Annotated in this window: 20 protein-coding genes and 8 pseudogenes; 10 read left to right on the forward strand and 18 right to left on the reverse strand. The window is 35.4% G+C overall.

The window, feature by feature from the left end:
• Nucleotides 1–59 precede the first annotated feature (59 nt).
• From ABLO99_RS00630 to ABLO99_RS00700, 15 genes and pseudogenes are all read right to left on the reverse strand, one after another.
• Nucleotides 60–1,056: pseudogene (locus ABLO99_RS00630) on the reverse strand (major capsid protein).
• Nucleotides 1,057–1,089: 33 nt separating this feature from the next.
• Nucleotides 1,090–1,449, reverse strand: a complete 360-nt coding sequence (locus ABLO99_RS00635) for a head decoration protein (RefSeq protein WP_349967030.1) — start codon at nt 1,447–1,449, stop codon at nt 1,090–1,092.
• A gap of 67 nt (nt 1,450–1,516) precedes the next feature.
• Nucleotides 1,517–2,529 (reverse strand): annotated as a pseudogene (locus ABLO99_RS00640) (S49 family peptidase).
• 23 nt (nt 2,530–2,552) lie between these two features.
• Entirely contained in the window at nt 2,553–3,950 is a 1,398-nt protein-coding gene (locus ABLO99_RS00645; RefSeq protein WP_349967777.1) for a phage portal protein, read from the reverse strand.
• A gap of 128 nt (nt 3,951–4,078) precedes the next feature.
• A complete protein-coding gene (locus ABLO99_RS00650) occupies nt 4,079–4,276 on the reverse strand; it encodes a type II toxin-antitoxin system RelE family toxin (protein ID WP_237350101.1) in 198 nt (65 codons plus the stop codon).
• Nucleotides 4,277–4,369: 93 nt separating this feature from the next.
• On the reverse strand, nt 4,370–4,657 hold the full coding sequence (locus ABLO99_RS00655) for a hypothetical protein (RefSeq protein WP_143688829.1): 288 nt from the start codon (nt 4,655–4,657) through the stop codon (nt 4,370–4,372).
• A 39-nt stretch (nt 4,658–4,696) separates the two neighbouring features.
• Nucleotides 4,697–4,930 (reverse strand): gpW family head-tail joining protein, encoded by a 234-nt coding sequence (locus ABLO99_RS00660; RefSeq protein ID WP_349967781.1) that lies wholly within the window; start codon nt 4,928–4,930, stop codon nt 4,697–4,699.
• Nucleotides 4,920–5,808 (reverse strand): annotated as a pseudogene (locus tag ABLO99_RS00665) (terminase gpA endonuclease subunit). Before ABLO99_RS00665 ends, ABLO99_RS00660 begins: the two are co-directional and overlap by 11 nt.
• Entirely contained in the window at nt 5,778–6,533 is a 756-nt protein-coding gene (locus ABLO99_RS00670; RefSeq protein WP_349966913.1) for a phage terminase large subunit family protein, read from the reverse strand. Before ABLO99_RS00670 ends, ABLO99_RS00665 begins: the two are co-directional and overlap by 31 nt.
• A complete protein-coding gene (locus ABLO99_RS00675; RefSeq protein ID WP_349966915.1) occupies nt 6,493–6,723 on the reverse strand; it encodes a hypothetical protein in 231 nt (76 codons plus the stop codon). The genes ABLO99_RS00670 and ABLO99_RS00675 overlap by 41 nt, the downstream gene beginning before the upstream one ends.
• Nucleotides 6,720–8,163, reverse strand: a pseudogene (locus ABLO99_RS00680) (ankyrin repeat domain-containing protein). The gene ABLO99_RS00675 and the pseudogene ABLO99_RS00680 overlap by 4 nt, the downstream one beginning before the upstream one ends.
• A gap of 19 nt (nt 8,164–8,182) precedes the next feature.
• Entirely contained in the window at nt 8,183–8,665 is a 483-nt protein-coding gene (locus ABLO99_RS00685) for a hypothetical protein (protein ID WP_349966917.1), read from the reverse strand.
• A 180-nt stretch (nt 8,666–8,845) separates the two neighbouring features.
• Nucleotides 8,846–10,783: a hypothetical protein gene (locus ABLO99_RS00690; protein ID WP_349966919.1), complete on the reverse strand. Its 1,938-nt coding sequence runs from the start codon at nt 10,781–10,783 to the stop codon at nt 8,846–8,848.
• Between the two features lie 133 nt (nt 10,784–10,916).
• Nucleotides 10,917–12,193 (reverse strand): annotated as a pseudogene (locus ABLO99_RS00695) (DNA modification methylase).
• Between the two features lie 103 nt (nt 12,194–12,296).
• Nucleotides 12,297–12,758 (reverse strand): crossover junction endodeoxyribonuclease RuvC, encoded by a 462-nt coding sequence (locus ABLO99_RS00700; RefSeq protein WP_047759131.1) that lies wholly within the window; start codon nt 12,756–12,758, stop codon nt 12,297–12,299.
• A gap of 517 nt (nt 12,759–13,275) precedes the next feature.
• Between ABLO99_RS00700 and ABLO99_RS00705 the strand changes: the two genes are divergently transcribed.
• Entirely contained in the window at nt 13,276–14,298 is a 1,023-nt protein-coding gene (locus ABLO99_RS00705) for a virulence RhuM family protein (RefSeq protein WP_349967783.1), read from the forward strand.
• A 1,217-nt stretch (nt 14,299–15,515) separates the two neighbouring features.
• Nucleotides 15,516–15,641, forward strand: a complete 126-nt coding sequence (locus ABLO99_RS00710; protein WP_019236432.1) for a hypothetical protein — start codon at nt 15,516–15,518, stop codon at nt 15,639–15,641.
• 704 nt (nt 15,642–16,345) lie between these two features.
• Here ABLO99_RS00710 and ABLO99_RS00715 read toward each other — a convergent pair.
• Nucleotides 16,346–18,309, reverse strand: a pseudogene (locus ABLO99_RS00715) (AAA family ATPase).
• A gap of 216 nt (nt 18,310–18,525) precedes the next feature.
• Between ABLO99_RS00715 and ABLO99_RS00720 the strand changes: the two are divergent.
• The 8 genes and pseudogenes from ABLO99_RS00720 to ABLO99_RS00755 all read left to right on the forward strand — a co-directional run bounded on the left by ABLO99_RS00720 (nt 18,526) and on the right by ABLO99_RS00755 (nt 23,397).
• Nucleotides 18,526–19,041, forward strand: coding sequence for a sigma-70 family RNA polymerase sigma factor (locus tag ABLO99_RS00720; RefSeq protein WP_349966921.1), 516 nt, complete (start codon nt 18,526–18,528; stop codon nt 19,039–19,041).
• Nucleotides 19,042–19,097: 56 nt separating this feature from the next.
• A pseudogene (locus ABLO99_RS00725) lies at nt 19,098–19,562 on the forward strand (AAA family ATPase); the annotation flags it as partial.
• A gap of 465 nt (nt 19,563–20,027) precedes the next feature.
• Complete coding sequence (locus ABLO99_RS00730) at nt 20,028–20,165, forward strand: hypothetical protein (protein WP_153295509.1); 138 nt, start codon at nt 20,028–20,030, stop codon at nt 20,163–20,165.
• A gap of 21 nt (nt 20,166–20,186) precedes the next feature.
• A pseudogene (locus ABLO99_RS00735) lies at nt 20,187–20,543 on the forward strand (AAA family ATPase); the annotation flags it as partial.
• Between the two features lie 17 nt (nt 20,544–20,560).
• Nucleotides 20,561–21,367: an AAA family ATPase gene (locus tag ABLO99_RS00740; RefSeq protein ID WP_349967785.1), complete on the forward strand. Its 807-nt coding sequence runs from the start codon at nt 20,561–20,563 to the stop codon at nt 21,365–21,367.
• A 32-nt stretch (nt 21,368–21,399) separates the two neighbouring features.
• Nucleotides 21,400–21,891: a hypothetical protein gene (locus ABLO99_RS00745; protein WP_349967788.1), complete on the forward strand. Its 492-nt coding sequence runs from the start codon at nt 21,400–21,402 to the stop codon at nt 21,889–21,891.
• A gap of 27 nt (nt 21,892–21,918) precedes the next feature.
• Nucleotides 21,919–22,479 (forward strand): hypothetical protein, encoded by a 561-nt coding sequence (locus tag ABLO99_RS00750; protein ID WP_349967790.1) that lies wholly within the window; start codon nt 21,919–21,921, stop codon nt 22,477–22,479.
• A 9-nt stretch (nt 22,480–22,488) separates the two neighbouring features.
• A complete protein-coding gene (locus ABLO99_RS00755) occupies nt 22,489–23,397 on the forward strand; it encodes an AAA family ATPase (protein ID WP_349967793.1) in 909 nt (302 codons plus the stop codon).
• On the opposite strand, the gene ABLO99_RS00760 is transcribed toward ABLO99_RS00755, so the two are convergent.
• Nucleotides 23,387–24,526 (reverse strand): hypothetical protein, encoded by a 1,140-nt coding sequence (locus ABLO99_RS00760; RefSeq protein ID WP_349967794.1) that lies wholly within the window; start codon nt 24,524–24,526, stop codon nt 23,387–23,389. The two genes, ABLO99_RS00755 and ABLO99_RS00760, sit on opposite strands and share 11 nt — an antisense overlap.
• Nucleotides 24,468–25,718 carry a hypothetical protein gene (locus ABLO99_RS00765; RefSeq protein WP_349967796.1) on the reverse strand — a complete coding sequence of 417 codons (1,251 nt, stop codon included), beginning with the start codon at nt 25,716–25,718 and terminating at the stop codon, nt 24,468–24,470. Before ABLO99_RS00765 ends, ABLO99_RS00760 begins: the two co-directional genes overlap by 59 nt.
• Between the last annotated feature and the right edge of the window lie 31 nt (nt 25,719–25,749).

The raw sequence follows: 25,749 nt of genomic DNA on the forward strand, positions 1-25,749 counted from the left end.
TATATGCTAAGAAGAGGTAAAGCATTCTTCTGCCTCACACCACTTTATATTTGCTCTACCTATGTTGCAACGATCTTGACTAGTATTGCTGGACGGTGGCACATTGGCAGAGGGTTTGACTGCGTATGCAAATCAGTCCCTCTATCAAATCTTCTTGGCTCTTGTTTTGCATATAGTGGCTGTCCTAGTGTATTTACTGTTTCATTAAAATCTGCTGGTGCAAAATATGTTGTAAATGTGCTCGCTGTTCCTACTGGAAAACAGTGTCCTGTATCTCTTTCTATAAACCTTCTTACGGTTCCTTCAGGATCTGTTGCTTGCCCTCTATATTCCTCAAACGTGATTCCACAAAATGTAAACCCTGACCTCATATCATTTCGAAGTGCTGCTCCTTCTTGCCATCTTTCATATGCTTCTTTTACTTTTGCATGAGAAGTTAGTGCATCAAAAAACTCAGGGCTTACCAAGGCATGAATTCCGGTCATATATTCGCCACTTAAGTTGTCTTCAATATGTCGCAATACCTCCATACACTTACGCTTTACATCTGTTGTTGCTGTTCCAGGGGCAAAATTTACTACTTTTGGTGTAATTTCAAATTCGTTGTACAGATTTAATAATTCTGACCCATCAGCATCTAAAATTATTCCCTTCAGCGCTCCCATTCGCAAATGCTCTAATGTTATTGCATGCTTGTTTCTCATTAGCTGCAAATGATCAGTTATTACATCTGCCAGCGCTTTAAGTTCACTCTCTGATCCAAATGCCCTTATTCCTTGTACTTCCCCTGGCAGCACTACATCATCATGCGGAATGTGCGGAATCGTAAATGTTCTTACCTTTCTTTTGCCGCGTTTTCCTACTGTTGCTGGTGCCCCTGGTACTTGCGTTGGTAATAAACTTAATACTCCGTTGTGTTCTTCTATGGTAATATGTCTAAATCTTACTTGGAAACAAATTTAAATTTTCAACTCGTCCATAATTTATCGGCAATATATTCATCGCATTTGTTAGTGCCGTCATGCTAAATGCTGCGTTTGTAAATGGATTTTGCATTTCTTTCTCTCCTTTTTTTCTTATTAATTTTAGTTAAACTCCTTTGCGGATGATGATCCCTCGTGCTTCAAGTTGCTTTACTGCTGCATTTTTCTGCTCTTCATTAATATTTGCTGGCCACACAACCGCATGATCTGCTAGTATTGCACCACGAGTAATAATTACTGCTTTGGTATTTTCTGTCGCATTTACATCACTTGTTATTACACCTATTGCTCCATCTGTTGAAGTTGGATCTATTATCTTAATCATGTTATCTTTATCGAGAGCCACTACTGTACCAAGTTTAAGATTTTGTCCCTTTGCTACTGTTATCTGATCTCTTGAATATAGACTTGACACCTCATACTTTAATAGGTCACCCAGATTATTTTGTTCGCTTATACAACTCATAAATTTCTCTCCTTAACTGCTTACCGCCGCTTTTATCAATGCTATATACGGCGGTTATAAAAATACTTTAACTCCTACGACTTCTTGCTACCTGTATCATTAAATCTTCTCCTGAATTCTGTGGTATTGCACTCAGTATCTCTGTCTTTTTCGTTCTCTCTGCAAGTAATTCCATTAAAACTTCCCTGGCTTGCTCAATACTTACGCCTTGCTCTATAAATTCTCCTATTTTCTCTGGCATCTTTGATACATTACATAATCTTATTATCTCTAAAATTTCTCTACGACAGTTCTCCTCAATAGTTGTCATACTAACACTCCTACTTTTATGATTGTTGATAAATTCAAAAAATGTTGTAACTCCATCTGCAAGACCTATTTCTACTGCTTTCTCGCCAAAATGTAGCCCTGCTTCCGTTGATTTGATTGCTTCTATAGAAAGGTTTCGATTGCGTGCTATTAGCTCAACCAGCATTCCATACAAACGATTCACTTCGCTTTTCAGGTTTTCTAAACTTTCAGACGTTATTGGCTCATGCGGATTTAAATCATTTTTTCTACTTCCTGCAAATACTGTGGTATATTTTATTCCTTGCTTTTCATCAAACCCACTTTGATCTATATGACTTGCTATTACTCCTATACTTCCTACTCCTGAAGTTCTACTCACAAATACCTTTTCAGCGCTAGAGGCTATAGCGTACGCAGCAGAATATGCATCATCATTTGCTATTGCAATAATTCTCTTTTTTGCTCTTGATTCATAAATAAAATCAGCTAGGTCAAAGACACCGTTTACTTCCCCTCCTGGACTGTCTATGTCAAGTAGAATCGTCTCTATGCTTTTATCTTCTAAAGCACTCTCTATCTCTTCATGAATATTTTCATACGAAGTCATGTCTAAAATATGATCAAAAGCTTCTGTTTTTTTGTCAAAACTCCATAAATACGTATTATTGCTATTCCTTTTGGGTTTATATGAAAATGCTTTAAATTCTTAAAGATAGGTTGTTTGCTGTTATATAATGATAGTAGTTCAAAGCTTCTTCTCTCTACCATTATTGGTTTATTTATCCACATCACCTTCCTCCCCTTATTGTATTTTATGGCACATTAACGTCACAATCGAAACAAAGTCCAAAAGAATTAGCACGCTTTTGATCTTCTGCTATTTCTTGGTCAATTTCTTCTACATCGTAACCCATTTCTGATACTACTTCTGAGCGGCTCTTGAAGCCATTTCTTACTGCCATTTGCTGTGCTTGTTGATCTTTTAAAGGATCCACCCAATCAAATCCCTGTGGTATCCATTTTACTTCTTCTTTCGCTGCTTTTACTACTTTTTCATCTATACAGAGTTCTCCAGAAAGTACTGCTAACTCTAGCCATCTATTCCAAATAGGTCTACAAAACTGGAACACTATCACGTTATGCTGTAACATTGCACACCTTCTGCGAAACTCTATCAGCCCTGCTCGAATGGATGAATAATTAACGCCGGTTAAATCTCCTGTTAGTTGCTCATATGTTATTCCTTTACCTATTGCTATTGCCCTCAGTTGCTGTCTCATATAACTTCCTCCAACATCAGATGGCTCTGAAAATTTTATGTCCTCTCCTGGGTCTAAAAGTTGCATTATTCCAGGCTCTAAACCAGATAGTGCTACTCCTTGCTCATTACTTTCACCTTCTCCTAAAATATTTGCCTCAGGATCGAGTCTTGTAATAAACCCTGCAAACATTGCTGCAGTTTTCTTTCTCACCAGCTCTGCATCATCATATTGATCAAGTTCATAGAGCTTTAGCAGTATACTCGAAAGCCATGGCTCTCCTCGAATCTGACCAGGTCTTAGTGGTTTATAGATATGTAAAACATCGTTTGCTGGTACTCTCACTGATTCTCCAAATGAGCCTTCGCCTGGATGTTCTCTAAATAAGTAATATGCCTTTCTTTGCCCAAGTTTGTTAAACTCAATCCCGTTTCTTATTACATTACCATTGGCTAGTGTTTGATTGCTCTTATTGTCCAAATGCTCTGATTCCAATACTTGAAGTTGCAATGGTACAGAAAATCCATCTTCGAGTTTACGATGTCGGAGGCGTACAAAACACTCCCCACCTTCTATCATGCTCCTACATACCAGAGCTTGTAATCCATAAAAATCACTTACTCCGTTACTATCTGCTTCATCTGTCCATCTTAGCCATAATTCTTGCACCTTCTTTCGAAATTCTCCATCTCTTGCTTTTGATTGTGGTTTTATTCCTGTTCCAATAGAGTTACTTACTATCGTATCAATTATATTTGCTGCATATGGATTTTTTCTCACCATGTCACGTGATCGACTACGTAAAGTTTCAAGGTTTTGAGACAGCAAATTGTTTATACTTCCTAACTCTGGTTGAAAGTGAAAAAATCTTCTTCCTGAGCCTGCTCCATCCCAAGCAGAACTTTTGATTTTTGGCTTACTAAATAGTTGTTTGAACGATTTTAATAACATTTTGCCTCTTTGATTATACAGCAGTTTGTTGCGCAATTTGACATTAAAAAATTACAGCAAGCTGCTGGAGAGTCTGGCTGTTAACACTTTATAAATTACGCATGAGGCTCTTGCACAAATACCAACGCTTATTCTGGGCTGCGTTCATAAATGTCCTTCCGATGTCCCATTGCAGTAATAGTTACTGTGTGTTTTGAGTAGTTTATCCTATAAATTACACGATAATCACTTACTCGTATCCTAAAATACCCTTTGAATTCATGCGATAATGCTTTACCTATTGCTTTAGGGTTGGTTGCAAGACGACTATCTACAGCTCTTCTCACTCTAGATCTTATCGTTGGTGGTAATGCAAGAAAGTCCTCCTCAAGAACTCTTTTTGAATAGATAATATCGTATCCCAGCTTGTATCTCCACCTTTAGACTGTTTTTGCAGATAATATTCTATTCCAATCTACATCCTCACTTCTAATTTCTTCATCACCTCTAGCATCACGCTCAAGAGAAAGCTTAGCCAACTTTATATCTACTTCATCTATTTCATCATCTTCTTCAGATAATTTACTTGCTTCAATTTCTTCTTCCACTAGGTCCTTTACAACTTCTTCTATAGTTCTATTTTGAACTTTTGCCATTTCTATAAGGTAGTGAGCAAATTCCCCCTCAAAATTTACATTAACATTAAGCCTTTCTTGACTTTGATCCATATTTTAACTAGAAAATACCAATTTTAAACTATAACATTTTTACACAATTTTGTCAATCCCCTTACTTGTCGCAATCACAATTCTTCTCTTCGGTCTCACACCTGCAACTTTCAGTTCAGCTTTAATTCGTTGTCTTAAGCTTAGTAGATCCTTTATCTGAACTTCAGCATATCTCACCACATGGTCACCATATGCAATTGATACTACTCGCTCTCCGCTTTGCAGTTTTTGAATTGCTTTCTCAACTTGAGTTAAATACTCTTCACTGTACATTTTGATTACCAAGCCATTTACTCTGTCTTAATTTTTTGGGCTTTTTGCTTTCCATTTTTCCACTCAAACTATTCCATTTACTCTCTGGCCAACGATCAATTCCAAGTGCAATAGATGCTGCTCTCGCATAAATTCGGCAATCCAGTACTTCATTTCTTTCTCTTACCTTTTGCCACTCTTGTTTAGTGTATCCTTTTACTACCTTGCTGACTAATTGCTCTGCTGTTAGCTGTTTAAAATATTCAGGTGCATACTCCGGAAAGTGACAATATCCTGCTGGAGCTTCTTCACCTTCTTTTAAAACATTAAGTAATTGAAAAAGCTCTGACTTTAATATCGATACTCCTACTGGCCAGAGCTTTATTCCTCTTTTCAGCTTTTGCCCTCCAACTTACTCTACTTGGGCTGCTAAGTGGCACTAGGGCTTTATTTACACCTTTCACTGCCATTACTCTTCCAGAGCCTTGATGACCTCTTACCCAATTGTAAACTTCCTGTGTTGCATACCCTGCATCTACTGCCATCATGCTTATCATGTATTCAAGCCCATTTTTACCGATAAAATGATGATTTAAGAGCTCAGAGAGTTTTCCCCATACTTCTCCACCTCCTGTATCTCCTTCAAATACTCGGTAGTCTATTGACCAACTTTCACGACTTTTTCCCCATGCTACAACTTCCACCTCTAGACGATCTTTTTGGACACCTACTCCTGCTGTGAGGATTACTTCGCCTTTTGGTACTGTGCCAATCTGAAAAAATTCTCTCCTGTTAAATAATTGCTTCCAGTCTGGTACTTCTCCTTTATCTACCCAGGTTTCTCCAAGTGTGGTATTTATCCAAACTTTTAGTAATTGTTCACTTTCTTTTGCATGCATTCTACTGCTTGAGTCCAACTATACCAGCCAACTGGACTTGAAAGATGAAATCCTTTTTTCTCACCTTTTACTCTATTAGTAGGCCTCCATTCTCCACGCTCAAGCATCTCTGTTTTTTGATGATTTTCTATCTTTTTACCACATTCTATACATATATAGTGTGCTGTATTTGGATTTTTATCTTCCCATTTTATTTGTGACCACTTTAGAACTTGATAGTAATTACAATGCGGACATGGTACAAAAAAATATCTCTTATCTGTTGCTTCAAATTCTTTCTCAATTCTGCTTATTCCATGAATCGTTGGTGTTGATACTAAAAAAATCTTTCGCCGTGCAAATGTATTAGTTCGTGCAATACTGAGTAGTACTGGATCTCCTTCTCCTCCTGAATCTCCTGGATATGCATCTATCTCATCAAGAAAGAGATACTTTACTGGCATAGAGCGAAGTCCCACACTGCTATTTGCTCCAGTTATTACTACTATTCCACCTGGAAATTCCTTACTTTGTACAGTATTGCCTGAGTCTCTTGACCTTGGGTCTTTTACTTTACTTTTTAAACATGGTGTACTTTCAATCAGTGGTGCAAATCTTCCCTTTGACCAACGTTTTCCCATTTCAACTGTTGGCTGCACAACTAACATTGGACCTGGTGTTTGATCTATGATATAGCCTATCCAATTATTTCCTGCTTCTGTTCCTCCAATCTGCGCTCCTTTCATGAATACTACTTTTTCTGCTGGCGAGGATGGAGATCATGATTTCTTTAAGATATGGCGTTCTCTCTGTTCTCCATTTACCTGGCTCTGATGCTGCAGTTGGCGCTAAAACTCGATATTCATTTGCCCACTCTGATACTTTAAGTTGCGGATCTGGTCTTAAACCTTCAGAAAAAGATGTTGCGTATATCATTGTCTGCATCTACTCATAATTGGTTCTATCTCAAAATCATTAACAGTAGAACTACACTCCTCCAGTTCCATAAACATCTTTTTCTGAAATTCGTTTTCTATATATCTTTTGCTCATCTCACTTATGATTATTGCTATAACAAGCGCAAATACCCCTGTTATTGTTGCAAAAATGATCGCATTGCTTATTGTTGTTGTTATTAACCCTATATATACTGCTACTGCTATTGCGCTGACTGTAATATAGATGCAGATAATATTATTATGCTTTTTCATCCTTTTATCTGCTATTTCTCTCTGTGCTATATATTTATTATGAATGGTTGGAAAATTAACAACGGTATCTCTGCAGAGCAATGACCCATTTTTTTTCAGTAAATAAAACTTTAAGTAACTCCAAATTATTTGATTTGATTGCTAAGTGCAAAACAGGTGTATAATTTGCTCCTTTTTTCAGTAGTAATTTTACTGCATGTAAATGTCCTTTTTCTGCAGCAAGGTAAATCGGTGATAGACCTTTATTATTTACAATATCAATATCGATTTCTTCTTTTAAAATTGTATCTACAACTCCTTTTTGTGCAGCTAAATGGAGTAGACTATTCTTTTTAGAACCGTATTTATTACTCATTAAAGCCTTCTTTATCTCAGGTTTAGCGTAATCAAATGGTGTCTTGCCGCTATCGTCTTTTACCAGAGGATCTATATCTTCTCGCGTTAGTAAGACCTCTATTGTTTTAAGTCTTTCAGCGTAATGTAGTGGTGTTCTATTTTCATAGTCTTGCAAATTGACTTGAGCATTAGGCTCCTTTATTAAGCATTTGAGGATATCAAGACATAAGTCTCTTTCATCGTAATTAGTATTACTTACAGCTATATGAACAGGTATTGAGTTTTGTCCCATGCGTGCACTATTCACATCTGCTCCAAGCTTCAGCAGTAACTTTACTATCTCCAACTTTTTATTATTAACTGCATAGTGCATTGGTTCGTGCATCAAAGACATCAATTTCAGCGTTTCCTTCTTTTACTAAAATTTTGACAACATTTCCATGTCCTATGCCTGCTGCTAGATGTAATGGCGTATGATGCAAAGCATTTCGTACATTAACGTCAATACCTTTTCTGATCAAATATCTCACTGCATTAATTTCACCTATCATTGCAGCTAAATGAAGTAAGCTATCTTGTTCTGACCCGTACTTGTTATTAATTAGTGCTTGTAATATTTCTGCTTTTTTCCCTTCTTTGGCGTAATCAAGAACCTTCATTATCTTCCACAAAAGGATTAATGTTCTTCTTCGTGAGTAACAAATTTACCATGCTTAAACTCTATAGCGCAATGCAGTGGAGTTTTTCCGTTTAACCCTCTGACATTAACATCTAATCCAGGTTGATTGATTAAACACTTTATTAACTCTAAACTTAAGTTATCAGCCATTTTGTATTCAAAATCTTTTTTATATTTGAAATTTAGTATTAGATAATTCTTGTAATGAGTTTGTAATCTCTTCAGTTAGCGTCTCGTGAATTTTTTCAGTGTCACTCAGTGATGCAAGCAGTGCTGAAACTCTATTTGGAACATTAAGCAAATTATTACGTACAACTCTTGCTACGTTAAATGCCTCACTTTTTACTTCCTCTACTGCTACAAGTTCTCCTATTTCAGCTTTTGCCTTTGCTTCTAGCAACCTTCCTCGCTCCATTTCATTTTTTATTCTAGTTTTTAGCAACATTGTAGAAAGGTTATTTGTATTTTCGTTTTCTGGATTTTTCCTCCTAAGTGGCTGACTTGGATCTCTTATTGCTGCCACCGCTTCATTTGCTTGTTCTCTATTGATCAAACCATCCTCCAACTCAACTATTCCTTTTTTTACTAAATAACAGACATATTGCTTTGATACTCCTATCTCTCTTGCCCATTCTGTTTGTGTGATTTTCACTTTTTTTTCTCCTCTCTCTTGTTTCTACGAATTTTCTTGAATCTCTGAAAAGGTTTTGCCAGTATCAGCAATTTCCTACCTGTTTATACTTGCCGGCGTCTTAGAGATATTTTACTAATATAGAGCGAAGTACTCCGGTTTATAGCTGCTTTCTTTTTACATAGTGAAATTTGGCCATTTTCAACTAATACTATAAATTGCATCTTTGTAGTTATGAGATTCAACCACTACTTGCTCTAGCGTTAAACTGCTGCATTTGGCATCTTTACTATGGTTTTCTTCAAGCACTTTTGTCCTTGCTTCCTTTATTTCCTCAATGAACTTTCCATTAACTTTTTCTGGTTCAATTCTTTCCTCACAATATACAAGATTTGTGCAATTTGTTTTTCTGTAGTAATGTACTCCAAGGAATATCACTGATAGTGCAAGTATACTCGAGCCTATAAGTAGTGATAACCCTACGTTATTAATCAAAGCGTTCTGGTAAAACTTCTGTACACTATTAATACCACCTTCTACATACAGTAATAAAGGCAATACTATATTTGCAGCAACCAAACTGCTTAATAATGCTGTAAATAATGGCCTATCTTTGATTACTGATTCTACTTTATTTCTTCTACTAATGACTTTGTCGTCAATATTAATGAAGTTGTTCTTACCCTCCCAAGCGTTAAGTGTAAAATGCGAATGAGTACCATTGCCGTATTCCAGTTTGACTGATTTTATTACTTTATCTTTTGATTGATACTCTCGCACCTGATTCAAAGTTTCATTCGCATTCTTTCTCCCTATTTGACACTCTTCAGTATCTCTAAATTGCTTTATTCCACAAAATATCGGACTAATTGCAACCAATAATGCAACAGCTAGAATTGGTATAGTTACATAGATGACACTGTTTGCAAAAAATGCAATAAATTGTGCTTTATCCTGTAAATATACCAAAGCTGCAGAAACGCTAAGTGCAACAGCAGCTATACCGAAAATTATAAATTCCTTCTGCTGCACTGCATATTTTACTCTTGGCAAAATTCTATTTGTTTTCTTTTCTTTTTTAATTAACGGGGTTTCTTCATTATCACTTTTTTCTGATGAGCTAGTTGAAAGTGTAACTGGACTATCATGATTTAATGACATATTCTCCCATCCTTGATTGCCACAAGACTCACTCATTTCTGTTACTTGAGAATTTGATCTTGTCATCTCTGCACTTCTATTGTCTATTCCACTATCACTTCCTTCCAAACTCTTTTTTAAAAATTTTGTATTCAGATCTACAGGTTCACCAATTATATCTTCTGATCCTTTCTTAATTGATGTTTCTTCAGAATTTGACTTTTCCATCTCCGGACTTTGATCGTTTATTTCACCATCTAAACCTCTTTTCGAGAATTTTTTATTTTTGTCTATAGTTGCATACATAGGTTCTCCTATAGCTTCTTGCTCATCACATTTTTCTCCATTTAATTGGAAAGAAGAATGTGGTAGCTTTGGTGGTGCAATATTCTGAATAATACTCAACCGATGATTTTCTGCTGTTCTAGGTGAAGGTGGAGCTACATTTCTAATATTGTCCTTCTCTAACATTCCATTCCTAGGTAACGGCTTTGGTTTATCTCCTAATTCTTTATCCTCTTCCTCTTTTTGCATTTCTTTTGTATTGTCTATTTTGGGGTTGGAAGATGTGTTGGATGCTGCCTCAAACTGATCAAGAGAATACGGACGGTTATATTCTATTCCATTTGCCTCACAAACTGCATTAAATTCATCCTCTGTATCTTCACTCTTATCCAACACTGAAAGTGCATCAAATTGATCAGCACCTGCCTCGTCCATTCCTAGTGTAATACTGCCATCACTACCATTACTAATCACATTTGAAAAAGCTGCTTTGTATTCAGTGTTGCACTGCTTCAGATCGTGACTACCGCAAGTTTGCTTCATATGTTTCTCCTTAATAATAGGTGTTTGCTTCGTACCTTTTTCAAACAATTCAATTCTCTCCTTAACAGATAGTGTAGAATTTGAAACATTATTTTCTACTTCTTCAGAAAACGATGCTTCATTATTTGTTTGCGACGTTACTACTCCAGCTAACGTCTTTTCTTGATTCATTGAGTACACCACATTTAATCCAAAGTTATTTGTTACGCTAAACTCATTAAAATACGGTATATACCAGTAAATTAATATTACAACTACCAAGGCTTACTAAATTTCTGTTTGCGTTATCTTTTCCACTTTTTTCTTACTGTTTTTCTTCTTGAATCTCTGAAAAAGTTTTACCAGCACCAGAAAGAATTGCTTCCCTACCTGTGTACACTTGCCAACGTTTTATGGTTACATCTACAAATTTAGCTCTATTGTTCTGCAAATTCTTCCTGTTCTCTCACATGCAATCAGTGTACTTCCAGAGCCGCTAATTAGCTCTATTGTTCTGCAAATTCTTTCTGTTCTCTCACATGCAATCAGTGTACTTCCAGAACCGCTAAATGGATCAAGTACTATGTCTCCTGGTCTGCTGCTGTTTACTATTGCTCTCTCCATTAGCTCTACTGGCTTCATCATTGGATGTAGTGTATTGTGTGTTGGCTTATCATAAAACCACAGATCGCTTTGATTTCTACCGCCATGCCACTCACGTTTATTACCGCTTTTCCAACCGTAGAGCATTGCTTCGTATTGTCTTTGATAATCTGATCTGCCTAGCGTAAAGTGATTCTTTGCCCAAATGATAAATGTTGACCATTTTCCTCCTGCCTCCTCAAATGCTTTTTGCAACGTTGAAAACTCTGATGATGATATGCAGATGTAAATTGCTCCCTTCGTATATGCTAAAATATTGGAACAGATGTCGTAGAGAAAAAGTTCGTACTTTTCACCTTGATTATCATTTAATATTTTTTTATCTTCTCTCTCCTGACTGCTACCATAATCAACATTATATGGAGGATCACACACAGTAATATCTGCCATTTTATCATCTAACAGCGCTTTATATGATTCAACTACAGAGCTATCACCACAATAGATTCGATGATCACCTAAAATCCAAAGATCACCTGGTTTTGTTACTTTTTTGTCATCAATAGCTAAGTCAGAAAGATCTTCTTTTTCACTATCTAAATCATCAAGGAAATGTTGAACTTTTTCTAATTCAAATCCTGTCATTTTAAGATCAAACTGTAAATCTTCTAACTCTTGAATTTCTACTTTCAAAAGCTCATCATCCCACTTTGCCCAATTAGCTGATTGATTTGCCAGTAATCGAAAAGCTTTAGTTTGTGGTTCGTTTAAATTATCACTTAAAACCACTGGAATACTCTCCATACCAAGTTTTCTTGCTGCTTTAAGTCTTAAATGACCATCAACCACAGTGCCATCGCTTTTTGCAACTATTGGAATACGAAAGCCAAATTCTCGAATAGAAGCACACATTCTGTTGACCACATCGTCATTTTTACGTGGGTTACGCTCATATTCAACTAGGTTTCGAGTAGGATAGTAGTGGATTGCTAAATTCATATCTTAATAATTAAAAAGTTAATATTCAAAATATATCTGACGCTAGAGAAGGCCTGGGGTCGAACCCACCAAACCCGCCAGCCTGGCCGAAAGGACCCACTTCCTATGTGCTATCTAGCATATTAAAATCTTTACTAAAATTATTAACGTAGAACATTAATGCCAAAGCATCTGCTTCGTTATCATCTCGAGGTGAAAAACCTTTTTCACGTATCGCTTCAATAACTTCATTTTTGCTTGCATTACCATTACCAGCTATAAAGCGTTTGATAGTTTTAACATTAACACCTTGGTAGGGAATATTGTTCTCCTCACACCAAGCAGAGAGAACGGCAAGGAAACCACCGTAGCAATGCGCTGCATCAGTTCCAAGATGTCTTCTTACTTCTTCAAAATAAACCGCAGTGAACTTATGCTCCAAGGAATTAAGCCAATTGCGAAAACTCAAAAAATGCATGCCACCTCCACTGAAACGGCTACCATGAAAGTTTTCACTGCCACTTTGAATTACTCCGTCTTTGAGAATAGCCCAGCCTGTTTGTTTGCCGAGGTCTAGTGTTAGCATTTGCTATTATTTAAAACTATAAGTAGCACTAAATATCGTTTGGTTCTGTCAAAATGTACTATCAAAAAGCGGTTTATAGTTTTTTTATTGGCCAACAACGGAAATCCAAGAATCATGTGCTACCCCTAAGAAGTATGTGGGTCGAGGTTGTCTACGTTATAGTAGCTCTTTCAACCACCTCTTAACAGATATATACTAGAAATGAGGTCAGAAATTTGATTTGCACTAAAATTTTTTGTTTTAGTTAAGTTATTTCTTCTCAATTACGCAACTTAGCAAACACTTTGTTTCTCTTGCTATCAGCTAATTTAAAGGTTTTCTGGGAACACTCAATAAAAAAAGATGAGAGATACAAGGAATTTATGAAAGCTGTTGCAAAGTGAGTTTTCTCCTTCATACAAATTTTTTCTTTACAATGAATAAAAACGATGTTAAACTTACCTGTAAGTTTACTTATATCAATCTAATCATTAGTAGTACTTTTTATTTGCTTTTTAAAGGGTGTTAAAGGAAGTGTATGAACAGGAATCATAATGAAATTTTATTCTATGAAACAGATGATGGAAAGGTATGTATTGAAGTTAGATTTGAAAATGAAAATCTATGGCTTACTCAGAAACATATGGCTGAGTTATTTGGCTGTTCAACTGATAATATTTCATTGCACCTAAAGAACATTTATCTATGTAAAGAACTAGATAAAAACTCAACTACCGAGGAATCCTCGATAGTTCAAAAAGAGGGAGAAAGAGAAGTAAAACGTGATGTGGTTTTCTACAATTTAGAGGCTGTGATATCAGTTGGTTATCGTGTCAATTCAGAGCGTGGTGCTGCTTTTCGTACATGGGCAACTGATAAGCTAAAGAAGTATATTTTCAAAGGTTTCGTGATTGATAGCAATAGATTTAAAAATGGCTCTAGATTTGACACTCGGTTTTTTGATGAGTTGCTTGAAGAAATTAGAGAAATTCGTGCAAGTGAGCGTATGGCTTATCAGAAAATCACAGACATTTATGCAACTTCAGTAGACTATGCAAGCTGTTCAACTGAAACAAAAAATTTCTTTGCTATAGTGCAGAATAAATTGCATTTTGCTATTACTGGAAATACAGCAGCAGAAATTATTGCTAACAGAGTGGATAGAAGTAAACCTAATATGGGATTAACAAATTGGCGTAAGGGGTCTAAGGGAAAAATCTTTCTTTCTGACACGCAAGTAGCAAAAAACTATTTAGATAAAAATGAAATTGCTCAGCTAAACAGAATAGTAAATATGTATATAGATTACGCAGAGTTTCAAGCTGCCAGGGGTAAAGTAATGTATATGAAGGATTGGAAAGAGAAACTCGATGCATTTTTAAGATTTAATGAGCAAGATATATTACAGAATTATGGCAAAACCTCTCATGAAGTAGCAATTGCCCTAGCTACAAAAGAATATGAGGTATTTAGAAAAACACAGGATAAGTCATATAAGTCAGACTTTGATAAATTGGTGGAAGAAAAGAAAAGTCTTGATCAAAAAAGTGTAAAAGCTTAGGGCTGAATCTTGTAAAGGTAAAGAAATCATAAAAAAATCCATTTGTTCTTTAGGTTTCAGAAATTTTCTTTGCAACTACAGTTTTTTAATAAATAAAAGTTTGGGGTAAAAGGCACTATTTTTTAAAGCCAGAGTATAAACGTTAAAAGGTACAGCTCTAGCTTTGCCCATCAACATGGAGACATAAAACCCAAAATTTAAATCTTCGTCTCCACTTTGCGTTAACAGTTTTTTTGAAAAATTTTCTTTCCTCTGCGGTGATTAAAGAATAGCTTTTATTTGAGCTTCAAGGTCTGTTATAAGCTTAGATAAAACCATCCTAAATTAACAACTAGCTTAAAAATGTGTTTTTACCTTCTCTAAAAAAATTCAAAGCATTAGACTCAAATTTCTAGTTTAACTACGAAAACTTAAAGTTATACACTTCAATTGTACATAGAGTTTTTGTTGATTAAGTTATTTGCACCTATTTTTCTGACTTCCTTTAATTTTAAGAAATTATATTTATTTTAGTTGCAAAGGTTAGGTACAAGTAGTATGTTTTAAAGTCATACTACTATATTATTATTATATAATAATAGGAGTTATTCTGAAAACTGAGAGTTGAACAAAACCCTCTATATTCCTGAACTTTTTCCCTATTACTCAGTCTGCAGCTATAAAATTCGATAATCCCTCTAAGTTGTTGAAAATCTCGCATTTCTTTCACCTTTACTAAATTCAGTCTACATAGACTAAGCAAATTCTGAAGACAAACTGAGCAAATCCGAAGACTGAAGTAACTCATAGTTTCTATGAAAACTTTATTAATTGCAGATGCTATGATAAACCCAAGTATTCGGATTTTCAACTGGTAAGACGCTACCATTCTCCAGTGATTTATAATCGGTCGGTAAAATCCTTTCATAAATTGTCACTTCTTTATTCAGCTGATGATCAAATACCTTACTTTTCTTTTCCATGCCTGCAACACAAGGCACCCCATATCTAGTTCTTGCTCCATTTTTACCTTCTCTATTAAATTTTATATAGCCTTTTGTAGCTGAAGTATCAATAAGTTCACGGATCGAATGTTGACTACCAAGACCTGCTTTATTCCCAAATGCCTGACAGAGCGAATTTATTGTATATAGACGTCCCTTCCGTATAAATCAATTGTAGAATACCTACGAGACCGTTCTGCATCTAACTTATGACCATATTTATAAGCCTCTGATATGCCAGCAGTTATTGATTTATATTTTGATGGAATAGCATACGTAATTCAAACATCAGTTGACGACTACTTTGCCTGTTTGAAAAAATATTTTACAACGAATAAAAGACGTGATAAACTAAAATGAAGTTTTTTTATAACAAGTAAAAATTTAAAGTAGAAAATAATTTAGAAGTCCCTTGTAATTGAGTTTTAAGCTATTCTACGTAAGCAACTTAGGTCTTGGTGGTATAATTGTACCCTAAAGTCATAGAATCGTTTTAAATCCGCATTAAAAGCTATTTCTTGTATTTATGAATATTTTAAGGCCTTTCCAGTTCCCCTAACTTCTTTTTTCTTCACTCCCTAAGCATTACTTTAATTCTAGTTAACCTCATTATATTTTCATATTGTTTATTATTATTTGTCATTAGTATATATATATGTATAGTGTTATTTACATATTATAATAATATATAAGATTTTCGGAAAGTGGAAAGCTAGCTACTGTAGCGGGTTTTATGGCGATCTGATTCATTAAGTCTTTTGGAACTGGAAAGATAAAGTCTTATAGATATTAAATGGATAAAAATAATGAATTTCAATGGTTTAGGTGTATTATATTTCTGTTTCCTTATTTTGAAATTTTGCCGGAAATCACGGAAACTATAAAACTCAGATCGGCCTAGCCAAAGTAATGAAATACATCAAGCTTGCCTATAGTTGCGAAATTTGTATTCCCAGTTTAGCTTAAATGCTTTTTGTATGACCCATTTTTTTAATAAAAGTTTTTTCAAGTTTGTAATTAACCTTTTATTATAGCAGATTTATGCTGATGGCTGTAAACTGTTTTTAAAGACTATTAGCAACTTTGAATTTCCCTGCACCCAGCTTAAATTTACCTTCACCTCTTGCAAAAGGACCAGTTGGAACATCAAGCCACTTATCTTCTTTTGAATCTGCAGCCATACCTTTTACTATCTTATTTTCATTTAGCAAACTCTGTACTAAACGTTCAAGTTTATGTCTGCTAGCATTATGAAACATGGGTGGTAATTTATGCCGTTGCTTGAAAACTCCAGGACCACCTGTATGCGTAAATGGATGGCCTTCGTGGGCTGAAAGTTTAATGTAGTGAATAAGTTCTTACACTTCTGTCTGCTGCCCCATTGGACTTAACCACTGCTCCCTGATAAATTTTACTATGAGTTCTTTCAAGCTTTAGTGTATTACACACTGAATTTTGATGCTCTACTGGTGCAGGCCATAATGCAAAAGAGCATCTAACTCCATCAACAAGTGCAGTTGTACCTCTTATTGCATCTCTTGCTTGTTCTACGGTTGTAATTGATCCACATTTAGGTTTTCTCATATGATGTGCAGCAATTACAGTCGCTCCTGTTTCAGTTGCCAAACTTGCAAGCAATCCTGTTGAATACCACCCAAGTTCTGGATCTGAATTTATATCAGCATGAACAAACGATACTAATGGATCAAAAATAATCAGTTTTAAATTTTCAATTGCATTTAATTGTTCGCTAATACCTTCAAATTTTTCTGAAGTTTCAGGACATTTACCACGCGTATTGGTTTTTATTATAGAAAATGGTCCTCCTGTGTTTGGCATAGGTACAATAAATACACGATCCTGGTACTTTGCTCTATTACCTTCAGGATCAAGACGTTCTAAGCGACGATGTATCTCATCTGCATCATCTTCTGCTGAAAAAATTACCACTGATCCGTGTTCTTTTACAAGCGAACCAAAACCACAGATCTGATCTGTATCACTTGCAACTTTGAGAGCTAAATCAAGTAGTAGCATTCCTTTGCCTGTATCTCCCATAGCAGCTACTATTGAAGTAACGCCTAAAGGAAATAACCCTTCAACTAGGAACTTTTGTGTTGGTACTTCACCTAAATAACGGCTGAGATTCCAATCTAAAATATTGAGTTTATCATTTTTTTAACCTCCTTTCAATAAACTCAGAAGCTCTTATTCCTTCTAACACACAATCAGCAGCATCCCAGCCTTTTGTTTTATTTTGTGGAATATTAAGAATAACAAGTGATGCAACTCCGATCTCTAAAAGCTTTTTTGCAGCATTTTCAGCATATCGTTTACCTGCTTCATCATTATCTGGCCATATAACAACGTGTTTACCTTTAAGTGGAGTCCAATCTGTCTTCTCAATAGGTGCATTTGCTCCTGACATTGTTGTTGTAGCTACAATTCCTTGTTCTATCAGCGCTTCTGCACATTTTTCTCCTTCAACCAGAATAACTTTATCAGACTTTAAGATTTCTGGAATGTTGTAGAGTGGCCTTATCTCTGGTGCTGCAAACTTAGATTGTTTGACATCAAAAGGCTTGTATACTTTTTTCTTTCCAGGAGGATCAGAACGGTAAACTTTTACAATGACCTGGCCATTTTCATCATAATAATTCCAACTGTGGGTAATAAATTTCTCGAAGTCTTCATCAACATATTGTTTCTCTCTGTATTTTTTATTATTTCCGAGCCATTCACTTATTGAAGCTATTACCTCAGGAAACTCTGTCCTTGCATTCTTTCTATGCACAGCTGCCCAAAGGTCGATAATGTCACCACCTTCTCCAGTTGCAAAATCATTCCATAACCCAGCTCTACTGCCACTTAATTCTACTACCAGACTTTTTCCTTTATTACCATGCACATCACCTACGTAAAACTTATCTCCACGGAAAGTTCCTCTTGGTAAAAGGTAAAAAAGGCAAGATCTTATGTTAAGCAATAGTTCTGCTTTATCATTTAAAGATTTAGAATCGATATTCATAATAAAACCATAAACAACCTTACATAAGAGTTATTCAAGTTTTGAAGGCTAATGTTTACATCAACATTATTTTAAATGCTACCGCAACTATTCTCAAAAAAAAGCAAGCGAATATCAATAGGTTAAAATCGTATCGCAATTATTTAAATTTCTCCGAACCTGCAATTAACCGTCTATAAAGGTCATCCTTGATAGTTAATTATTCAAGGAGCTTTAATGAAATCAAAGAATTCTTACTCAGGAATTGATCCCATAATTGTCAAGTACGTTAGACATTACGCAAAATGTATAAAGAACTTAAAGTGTTTTGCGCATGACAGTCTTGAAGATATTGAGCAAGAACTTTTCTGTATGATTTGGCCTGCTATTGAGAAATATGACGAAAGTAGAAGCTCTTTTTCTACCTTTGTATGTCAACTTGTTAAGTGTAGAGCTATTAATTTAATCAATAAGCAACTCTGTAAAAAACGTGGTGGCAGACAAGGTATATTCTATGTTGATCCTGATGATCTACATGAAGTAGTTGATGATAGATGTCGTTTTATCACTGAAATCACAACTCGTATTGATGTGAACGATGTTATCTCAACACTACCCCAAGAATGGCAAGTACTATGCAGACAACTGGAATTTTTCAGTGTTCCAGAAATAGCTGAAATAAATGGAATACCACGCACAACAGTTTATAACACTTTGCAACGAATAAGACGGCACATAAAAAATTTTTTTTAGCAAATCAAACAACAAGTAACAGTTCTAGTATAACTCTTATAGGAGGGCCGCGATATATGACTTTAAAAATAATAAACAGCAAAGAAAGGGTAAAAATAGTAACAGGTGTAAAGGTAGTAATCTTTGGACCTTATGGAATCGGCAAAACCAGTCTGCTTAAAACTTTGAATGAACCAACACTTTGTCTTGATTTTGAAGCAGGACTTTTAGCTGTACAAGACTGGAAAGGGGATTCTATCAATATGCGCACTTGGAATGAGGCCAGAGATATTGCTTGTCTTATTGGTGGGCCTAATCCTGCGCTGAGGTCTGATCAAGCATACAGCCAAAGACACCATGAACATGTATCTGGTAAGTATAAAAATCTTCTTTCTGAAGTTTCTAAATACCGATGCATCTTTGTGGACAGTATAACCGTTGCTTCACGTTTATGTCTATTATGGGCAAAAATGCAACCTGAAGCTTTTTCTGAGAGATCGGGAAAACAGGATATGAGAGCTGCCTATGGGTGCGCCAAGCAAAGTGCGTAAAATTCAGTTGGTCAACCTAGGCAAAGTCTAGCCAACAGCCTAGAACAAACCATTATGCTGCGTAAGGTAACGAACGTAGTAAAGCTAATGGAATGGACAATACAGGGTGCAACGAAAGTGAAGGTATTGAGTTCCGAAATTGCCAACATCATGGAGGTCGACACTTTCCATATAGTGGAAGACAGTATGAAGGATAACGACAAGGCAAGTTATCACTCACTCTATCGGGATCTGAGGCCGTGTCATGTATTGAGATGGAGTTTACGTAAACTTGGGAGATCCTTTGTATTCCTATTAAGGTACGTTGGAACAAGTCAACAAAGGCAAGAACTAACGGAAGATACAAAGGAAGTCGGACTGATTGATAGTACTCAGAGTGTGGGAAACAAGGGGAAGCGATCAGCGGTATAGTAACTGGTTTAGGGATTGTTACACCAACACAACAGAGGTTGGAATATGATGCAAGGAAAACTAAATCAGATAGCAGTAATCAAAGATGCTGTGAATGCTACACTGAAGAGCCGTATGCGGGAAATTCGCAAGTACGGTTCTGTTGGGGGGATCGTAGCAGTTAAACCTAATAGGAGGATTTAAAGTTATGATCTCTACCGGACATTACTTGCTCAAGAGATGATGGCTTGGCTCAATCAATTTCAACATATCAGAGACAAAGACACTATCATAGTTGGAACATTAGGTCAATATCTTGATGACTGCAATCGTCCAATTTGGCTACCTCAATGTGAAGGAGCTAAAACCGCTAGTGAGATTCCAGGCATTGTTGATGAGGTGATCAGCATGGTTGGAATTAAGAAAGATAATGGCACAGAAGTACGTTCATTTGTCTGTCATACCATTAATTCTTGGGGATACCCTGCTAAAGATCGAAGTGGTTGCCTTAATATGGTTGAAGAGCCGCATCTGGGTAAATTACTTGCGAAAATTAAAGCCAAAACTTTGCTGTTTAATTAAAAATTGAAGAAATTATTATGGAACAAAGCTTTTTCAATATCGGTCAAAAAATTCCTTTTTTCAGCGTAAAGGAGTATTTAAGTGATCAAACGCCAATACCAGAAGATATAATTTCCCCTAGAATTCTAACTAAAAGAGGTTTGTTAGTACTAGGTGGCCCACCTAAAATCGGAAAAAGTGACTTTTTGATCTCTTGGCTTGTTTACATGGCTGCTGGTAGATCATTTCTCGGTATGACACCAAGTAGACCTTTGAAAATCTTCTACATGCAAACTGAAATTGAGTATGAATATATGAAAGAACGGTTGCAACAACTTCAACTGGATAACGAACTTTTGAATGTAGCTGCCAATAACTTAATTATCACGCCAAGAGTGCAATTATCATTTAGTAGTGAAGAAATAGATGAAATTAAAAATGTTGTTAAAGAGCGTTTCAAACCTGATATTATTGCGATTGATCCTCTTCGTAACATTTTTAACTCAAGTGAATATGGTAATGAAAATGACAACAGCGCTATGCTATTCTTTTTGCAAAAAACGCTTGAAAGACTGAGGAACATTATTAATCCAGATGCAGGTATAATCCTCACCCACCACACAAAAAAACTGTCCAAAAAGATGCTGGAAGAAGATCCATTTCAAGGCCTAAGTGGTGCTGGATCTTTACGTGGATTTTATAGCACTGGCATGGTGATGTTTGCTTATGATGAAGAAAGCACTACCCGTCAAATAGTCTTTGAGCTGCGAAATGGTGAACGTGTGGCAAGCAAGCTTGTCGATAAGATAAATGGTCGTTGGAAACTTGTAGACCAATGGAGTTGATTCTTTTTTTTACTTAATTTATAGGGAACAATATGCTAACAGATTTTTTAACTGATTTTAATAACGCGAAACTGCAGAGCAGTTTAATACCGAAAGGTACAACAGTCAAGGTAAAAATGGCAATAAAGCCTGGAGGTTATGAAAATTGGTTCACGAAAAGCTACACTACTGGCAGCATCTATTTAAACGCTGAATTTACTGTCACTGAAGGTCTATATGCAAAACGTAAGATTTTTCAAGTAATTGGCATTAAAAGTGGCAAAGCAAGCGTTGAAGGAGAAGATACTTGGGGAGAATCTGGTCGTTCTATGCTTAGAAGTATTTTGGAGTCAGCACGGAACATTCATTCAAATGACACTTCAGAAAAAGCAGCTATTGCTAGAAAAGTCAACTCTATAGCTGATTTTAACGGGTTAGAGTTTACTGCAAAAGTTGGTATTGAAGCTGATCGATATGGAGAAAAAAACAAGATTGCTACGGTTATTATCCCAGAGCAACCTGAAGTTGATTGGGTGCCATTTTAAATTGTGTCTTTTAGAATTGGAGGACTTATGGAATTTTGTATTACTGGAGAAATGGAATTTTTACTACTGCATAACATCAAAGCATGTTTATTTTATTTACTGCCTGGCGGTAAATTTTTCAAGAAGAAATTCTATATTGGAAATATCGGTGGAGACCAAATTATAGTTGAAGTTGCAGGCGGTAAGATAGGAAGCTGGTATGGCCTAAATAGTGGAAACAATGGTAATATTGTCACACTTTGGAGTTTAGTTGCTGATAAAGCTGGACTTTCTGGAGTTATAAACAAATGGCTCAATAAACATATAACTGCAAGATATAGTTATCTTGACGAGAATAACAAAGTGATAGCATATGCATATCTCTACAGAAACAATTACAGACATGTTTGGTATCCGAAAACTTCTGGCAAGGGCTTAAAACCACTATATAACATACCTGGTATTATTAGGTCCAATGAGCTAGTAATAGTAAAAGGAGAGAAAAGAGCTGAAGCCTTAATAGAGCACGGAATTATGGCAACAACTGTGATGCTTGGTATATATGGATCTATCAGTGAAACGGATTGGTCTATATTAATAGGTAAGTAGGTAATAATTTTGCCAGATAAGGATGAAAAATATGCTGAAAAGATTGCTGCTGAACTAGCTAATTTAGGGATATTGCACAGTATACCTGAGGGGTATGAAGAAGGGATAGATGTGAAACAACTATTTGCATCAAACCAAAAGAATATACAGGCATTTCCAGCTAGACAATATTTAAAAGATAAATCTCCATTACCAAAAGACATAATTTCACCAAGGATTTTAACGCCTGGAGGAATGCTATTACTAGGAGGAGCACCAAAAGTAGGGAAAACTGACCTCTTACTCTCTTGGTTAGCATATATGTCTGCAGGATTACCATTTTTAGGCATGGTTCCAGCTAAACCATTGAAAATATTCTATCTTCAAACTGATATTGAGTATCACTACATTAAGGAGCGGTTGCAACAACTGGAATTTGATGAAAAATCTTTAGAATTAGTATCAGAAAATTTAATTATTACTCCAAAGACAAAGCTACTTTTAGATTCTGAAGGAGTAGAAAAAATCGGTAATATTATGGCAAAAACATTAAACGTAAAAGAAGTAGATATTATTGCTATAGATACGCTGCGCAGTATTTTTGATTTTAATAAATACAAAGAAGAGAATAGCAATAGCTCCATGTTCTGTTTTTTAAAAGATAGAGTTGAAAAGTTACGAGCGATGACAAACCCTAGATGTGGTATTATCTTAACGCACAATACCAAAAAGGTATCAAAGAGATCATTGTCAGAAGAGCCATTTCAAAGTTTCAGCGGTGCTTCTGCCTTAAGGAGTTTATATACTTCAGGCGTGATGATGATGAAAGATAATGAGCAACACAAATTGATATTTGAACTGAGGAATGGTGAATCTATTCCAGCTATGCAGATTAGCAAAGTAAATAGCCAGTGGCGCAGCACTTGTGCTACTTCTTAAGGCTGAGAGTGGAAGGATTAAGTCTATAGCCATATTCCTTGATACCTATTCCAGACCATGGTAGAGTTTGAATAATATCATCTCTTTTTACATTCATGCCTAAGGTTATAGCTAACTTATCTACCATGGTTCTTTGCATTCTATTTATCGGTTTACGAATTTGTTGTTCAGCATCGGAAATATTTCCCAGGTAATCTGCAATTTGTTCAATAGTTAATGCTTTATGTTGCCCTGGAGAAATGCCTTCTTTAAAATCGCACCAGAATTGTTCAAGAAGAACAAAAAAGATATTCATTCCTAACTTAGATTGCTTATTGACAATCTCTATGTCATTGATATAAATGCCACCGTTTTTGATTCGTAATTGCAGAATCTTTTCTTGAGTTGCTAGTTTGGTTTGTTGTAGTGGAATATAAGGATAGCAATTTAGCGCCTGAAAAGAAACGTTAGGTAATAACTTTGGTACTCCTTTTTCAACTGTTTCATTTAATATTTCATTTAAAGTTCGATATCCACAAATTAAATCGGCCATGGGAATAATGTACAGGTTTAACAATGGTTTAAGGTTTTTTTCATTGAAACTGATCAAAACAGTAGGATTAGTTTTGAGCTTATCTAAAGTTAGATATGATTTATCAGAACAATAATCCGGAATAATTAAGCTGACAAGGCTTGTGCCAACAATAACATAATAAACCCCTGTTGCTACTTTATTCGAAGTGATGTTCAAATTTGCCAATTGTTCTTCAAACCATTCAATAACTTTCAAATGATTAACATTTATCTCTAGAGAATGGTAACGTTGCTTCTCATAGGTATCAGGCAGGATATCACGATTACATAGGTCACACATTATTGGGTCATCATATTCCTCATCGTAATCACTTGCGATTTCTAGCCTATTGTTACAGAAAGAATCTATTACACGAAAATCAGAATCATCTGTATCATTAGCACAGACTATAAAATAATATTCTCTTAAACTTAAAAACCCAAGGCTTGATAAGTATTGTGCAACTTCTAAAAAATCCTGACTAGGTGAATCATGAGAAGTATTCCACTCAAGCAGGTTAGTAATTATTTGCCGATAGACAGTAGTATTGTGCTTTTGACAAGATGGTAAGTCCATACGTATTCCTAAACAACAACTTAAAATCTTCACGTTCTTTTTTATCAAGTACGTGCTCTGAGTAGTTAATTGCTATATAGCTTGAGTCCTGTACTCGAAAGGATAAAGTAACCTTTTTGTTTTTAAATATCACCTTCACATATTGAATAAGGGAAACCTCGTGTAACACACTACCAACTGAAGGTTCTAATATGTTCAACCACTTTTCAACTTCATTTGTATTTAATGTAATAAAGGTCTGTGGTTTAGCTAAAGTAAGTTTAAGTTCACATATGCTAATATCATCAAGTCCTGATTTTGGTATACATGAACATAGGAAGGTACGTACTTGTGCCACTGTGTTTTGGCTATGTAAACTGACAAAAGAGCATTCAAGAGCAAAATAAAGGCTGACAATACTATTTGCTATTTTTAAACCGTGTTTAATATTTTTAGTGGATAAATGTACTTGATTAGCATTAGAAGAAAAATCAAAAATGATCCAATCAGGCTTATAACCATGTATTACTTTATTTAAACTTATCACAAAATCTTTATCTTTACTAGCACGTCGTATAAATAAGTAAATACTATTTTGGTAGTAAAAGAGTTCTTGAAACTGACTTTCAAAACTATCATTTTCTGAGAGATCATGCTGTTTTAATATTTCCTGTATTGTACTTTCTGATAAAAAATTCTTAAATGAAGTGGACTTTTGTCTTGGAGGATTTTTTAATACGAAAGGTAAAAACCCTTTTTTCTGTACTTGATTAAAGCAGAAAATTTGTTTTAGTAAGTTACGATTAGTTATAAAGAGAGTGAACAACAAGGACTTTTTGTCATATTTGTTATTTTGTAGCAGAAATGACTTCAGAAGATCTTGGCCTAATACAGACTGTGCTACTTCAGCTATAGTTGTTTCTGATTTTGCACGACTAAAACGATTGACTAAATAATAATCAAACAGAGATTCAGAAATTTTAATAAGCATCTTGCGTTTTTGCTGAGTTGAAATATCATCGCATTTTTCGTGGTCTTTAAATAATTGCCTATTTTGCTTATTCTGAAAATAATGGTTAAAGATCACACTTAATTGTCTACCAGAAAGAGAATCAAGCCAACTTTCACGTAAACTTGGATTTTGAAAGTCCTTAAGCAAAAAGGATACTGGCATTTCTAAACTACTTTCCCAAAATTCTCTATTAGTTATCATATATCTAAAAGTAAGTATATTATGTCTAAAG

The sequence above is a fragment of the Wolbachia endosymbiont of Armadillidium arcangelii genome, assembly GCF_040207875.1.
In the GTDB taxonomy this organism is placed as follows: Bacteria; Pseudomonadota; Alphaproteobacteria; order Rickettsiales; family Anaplasmataceae; genus Wolbachia.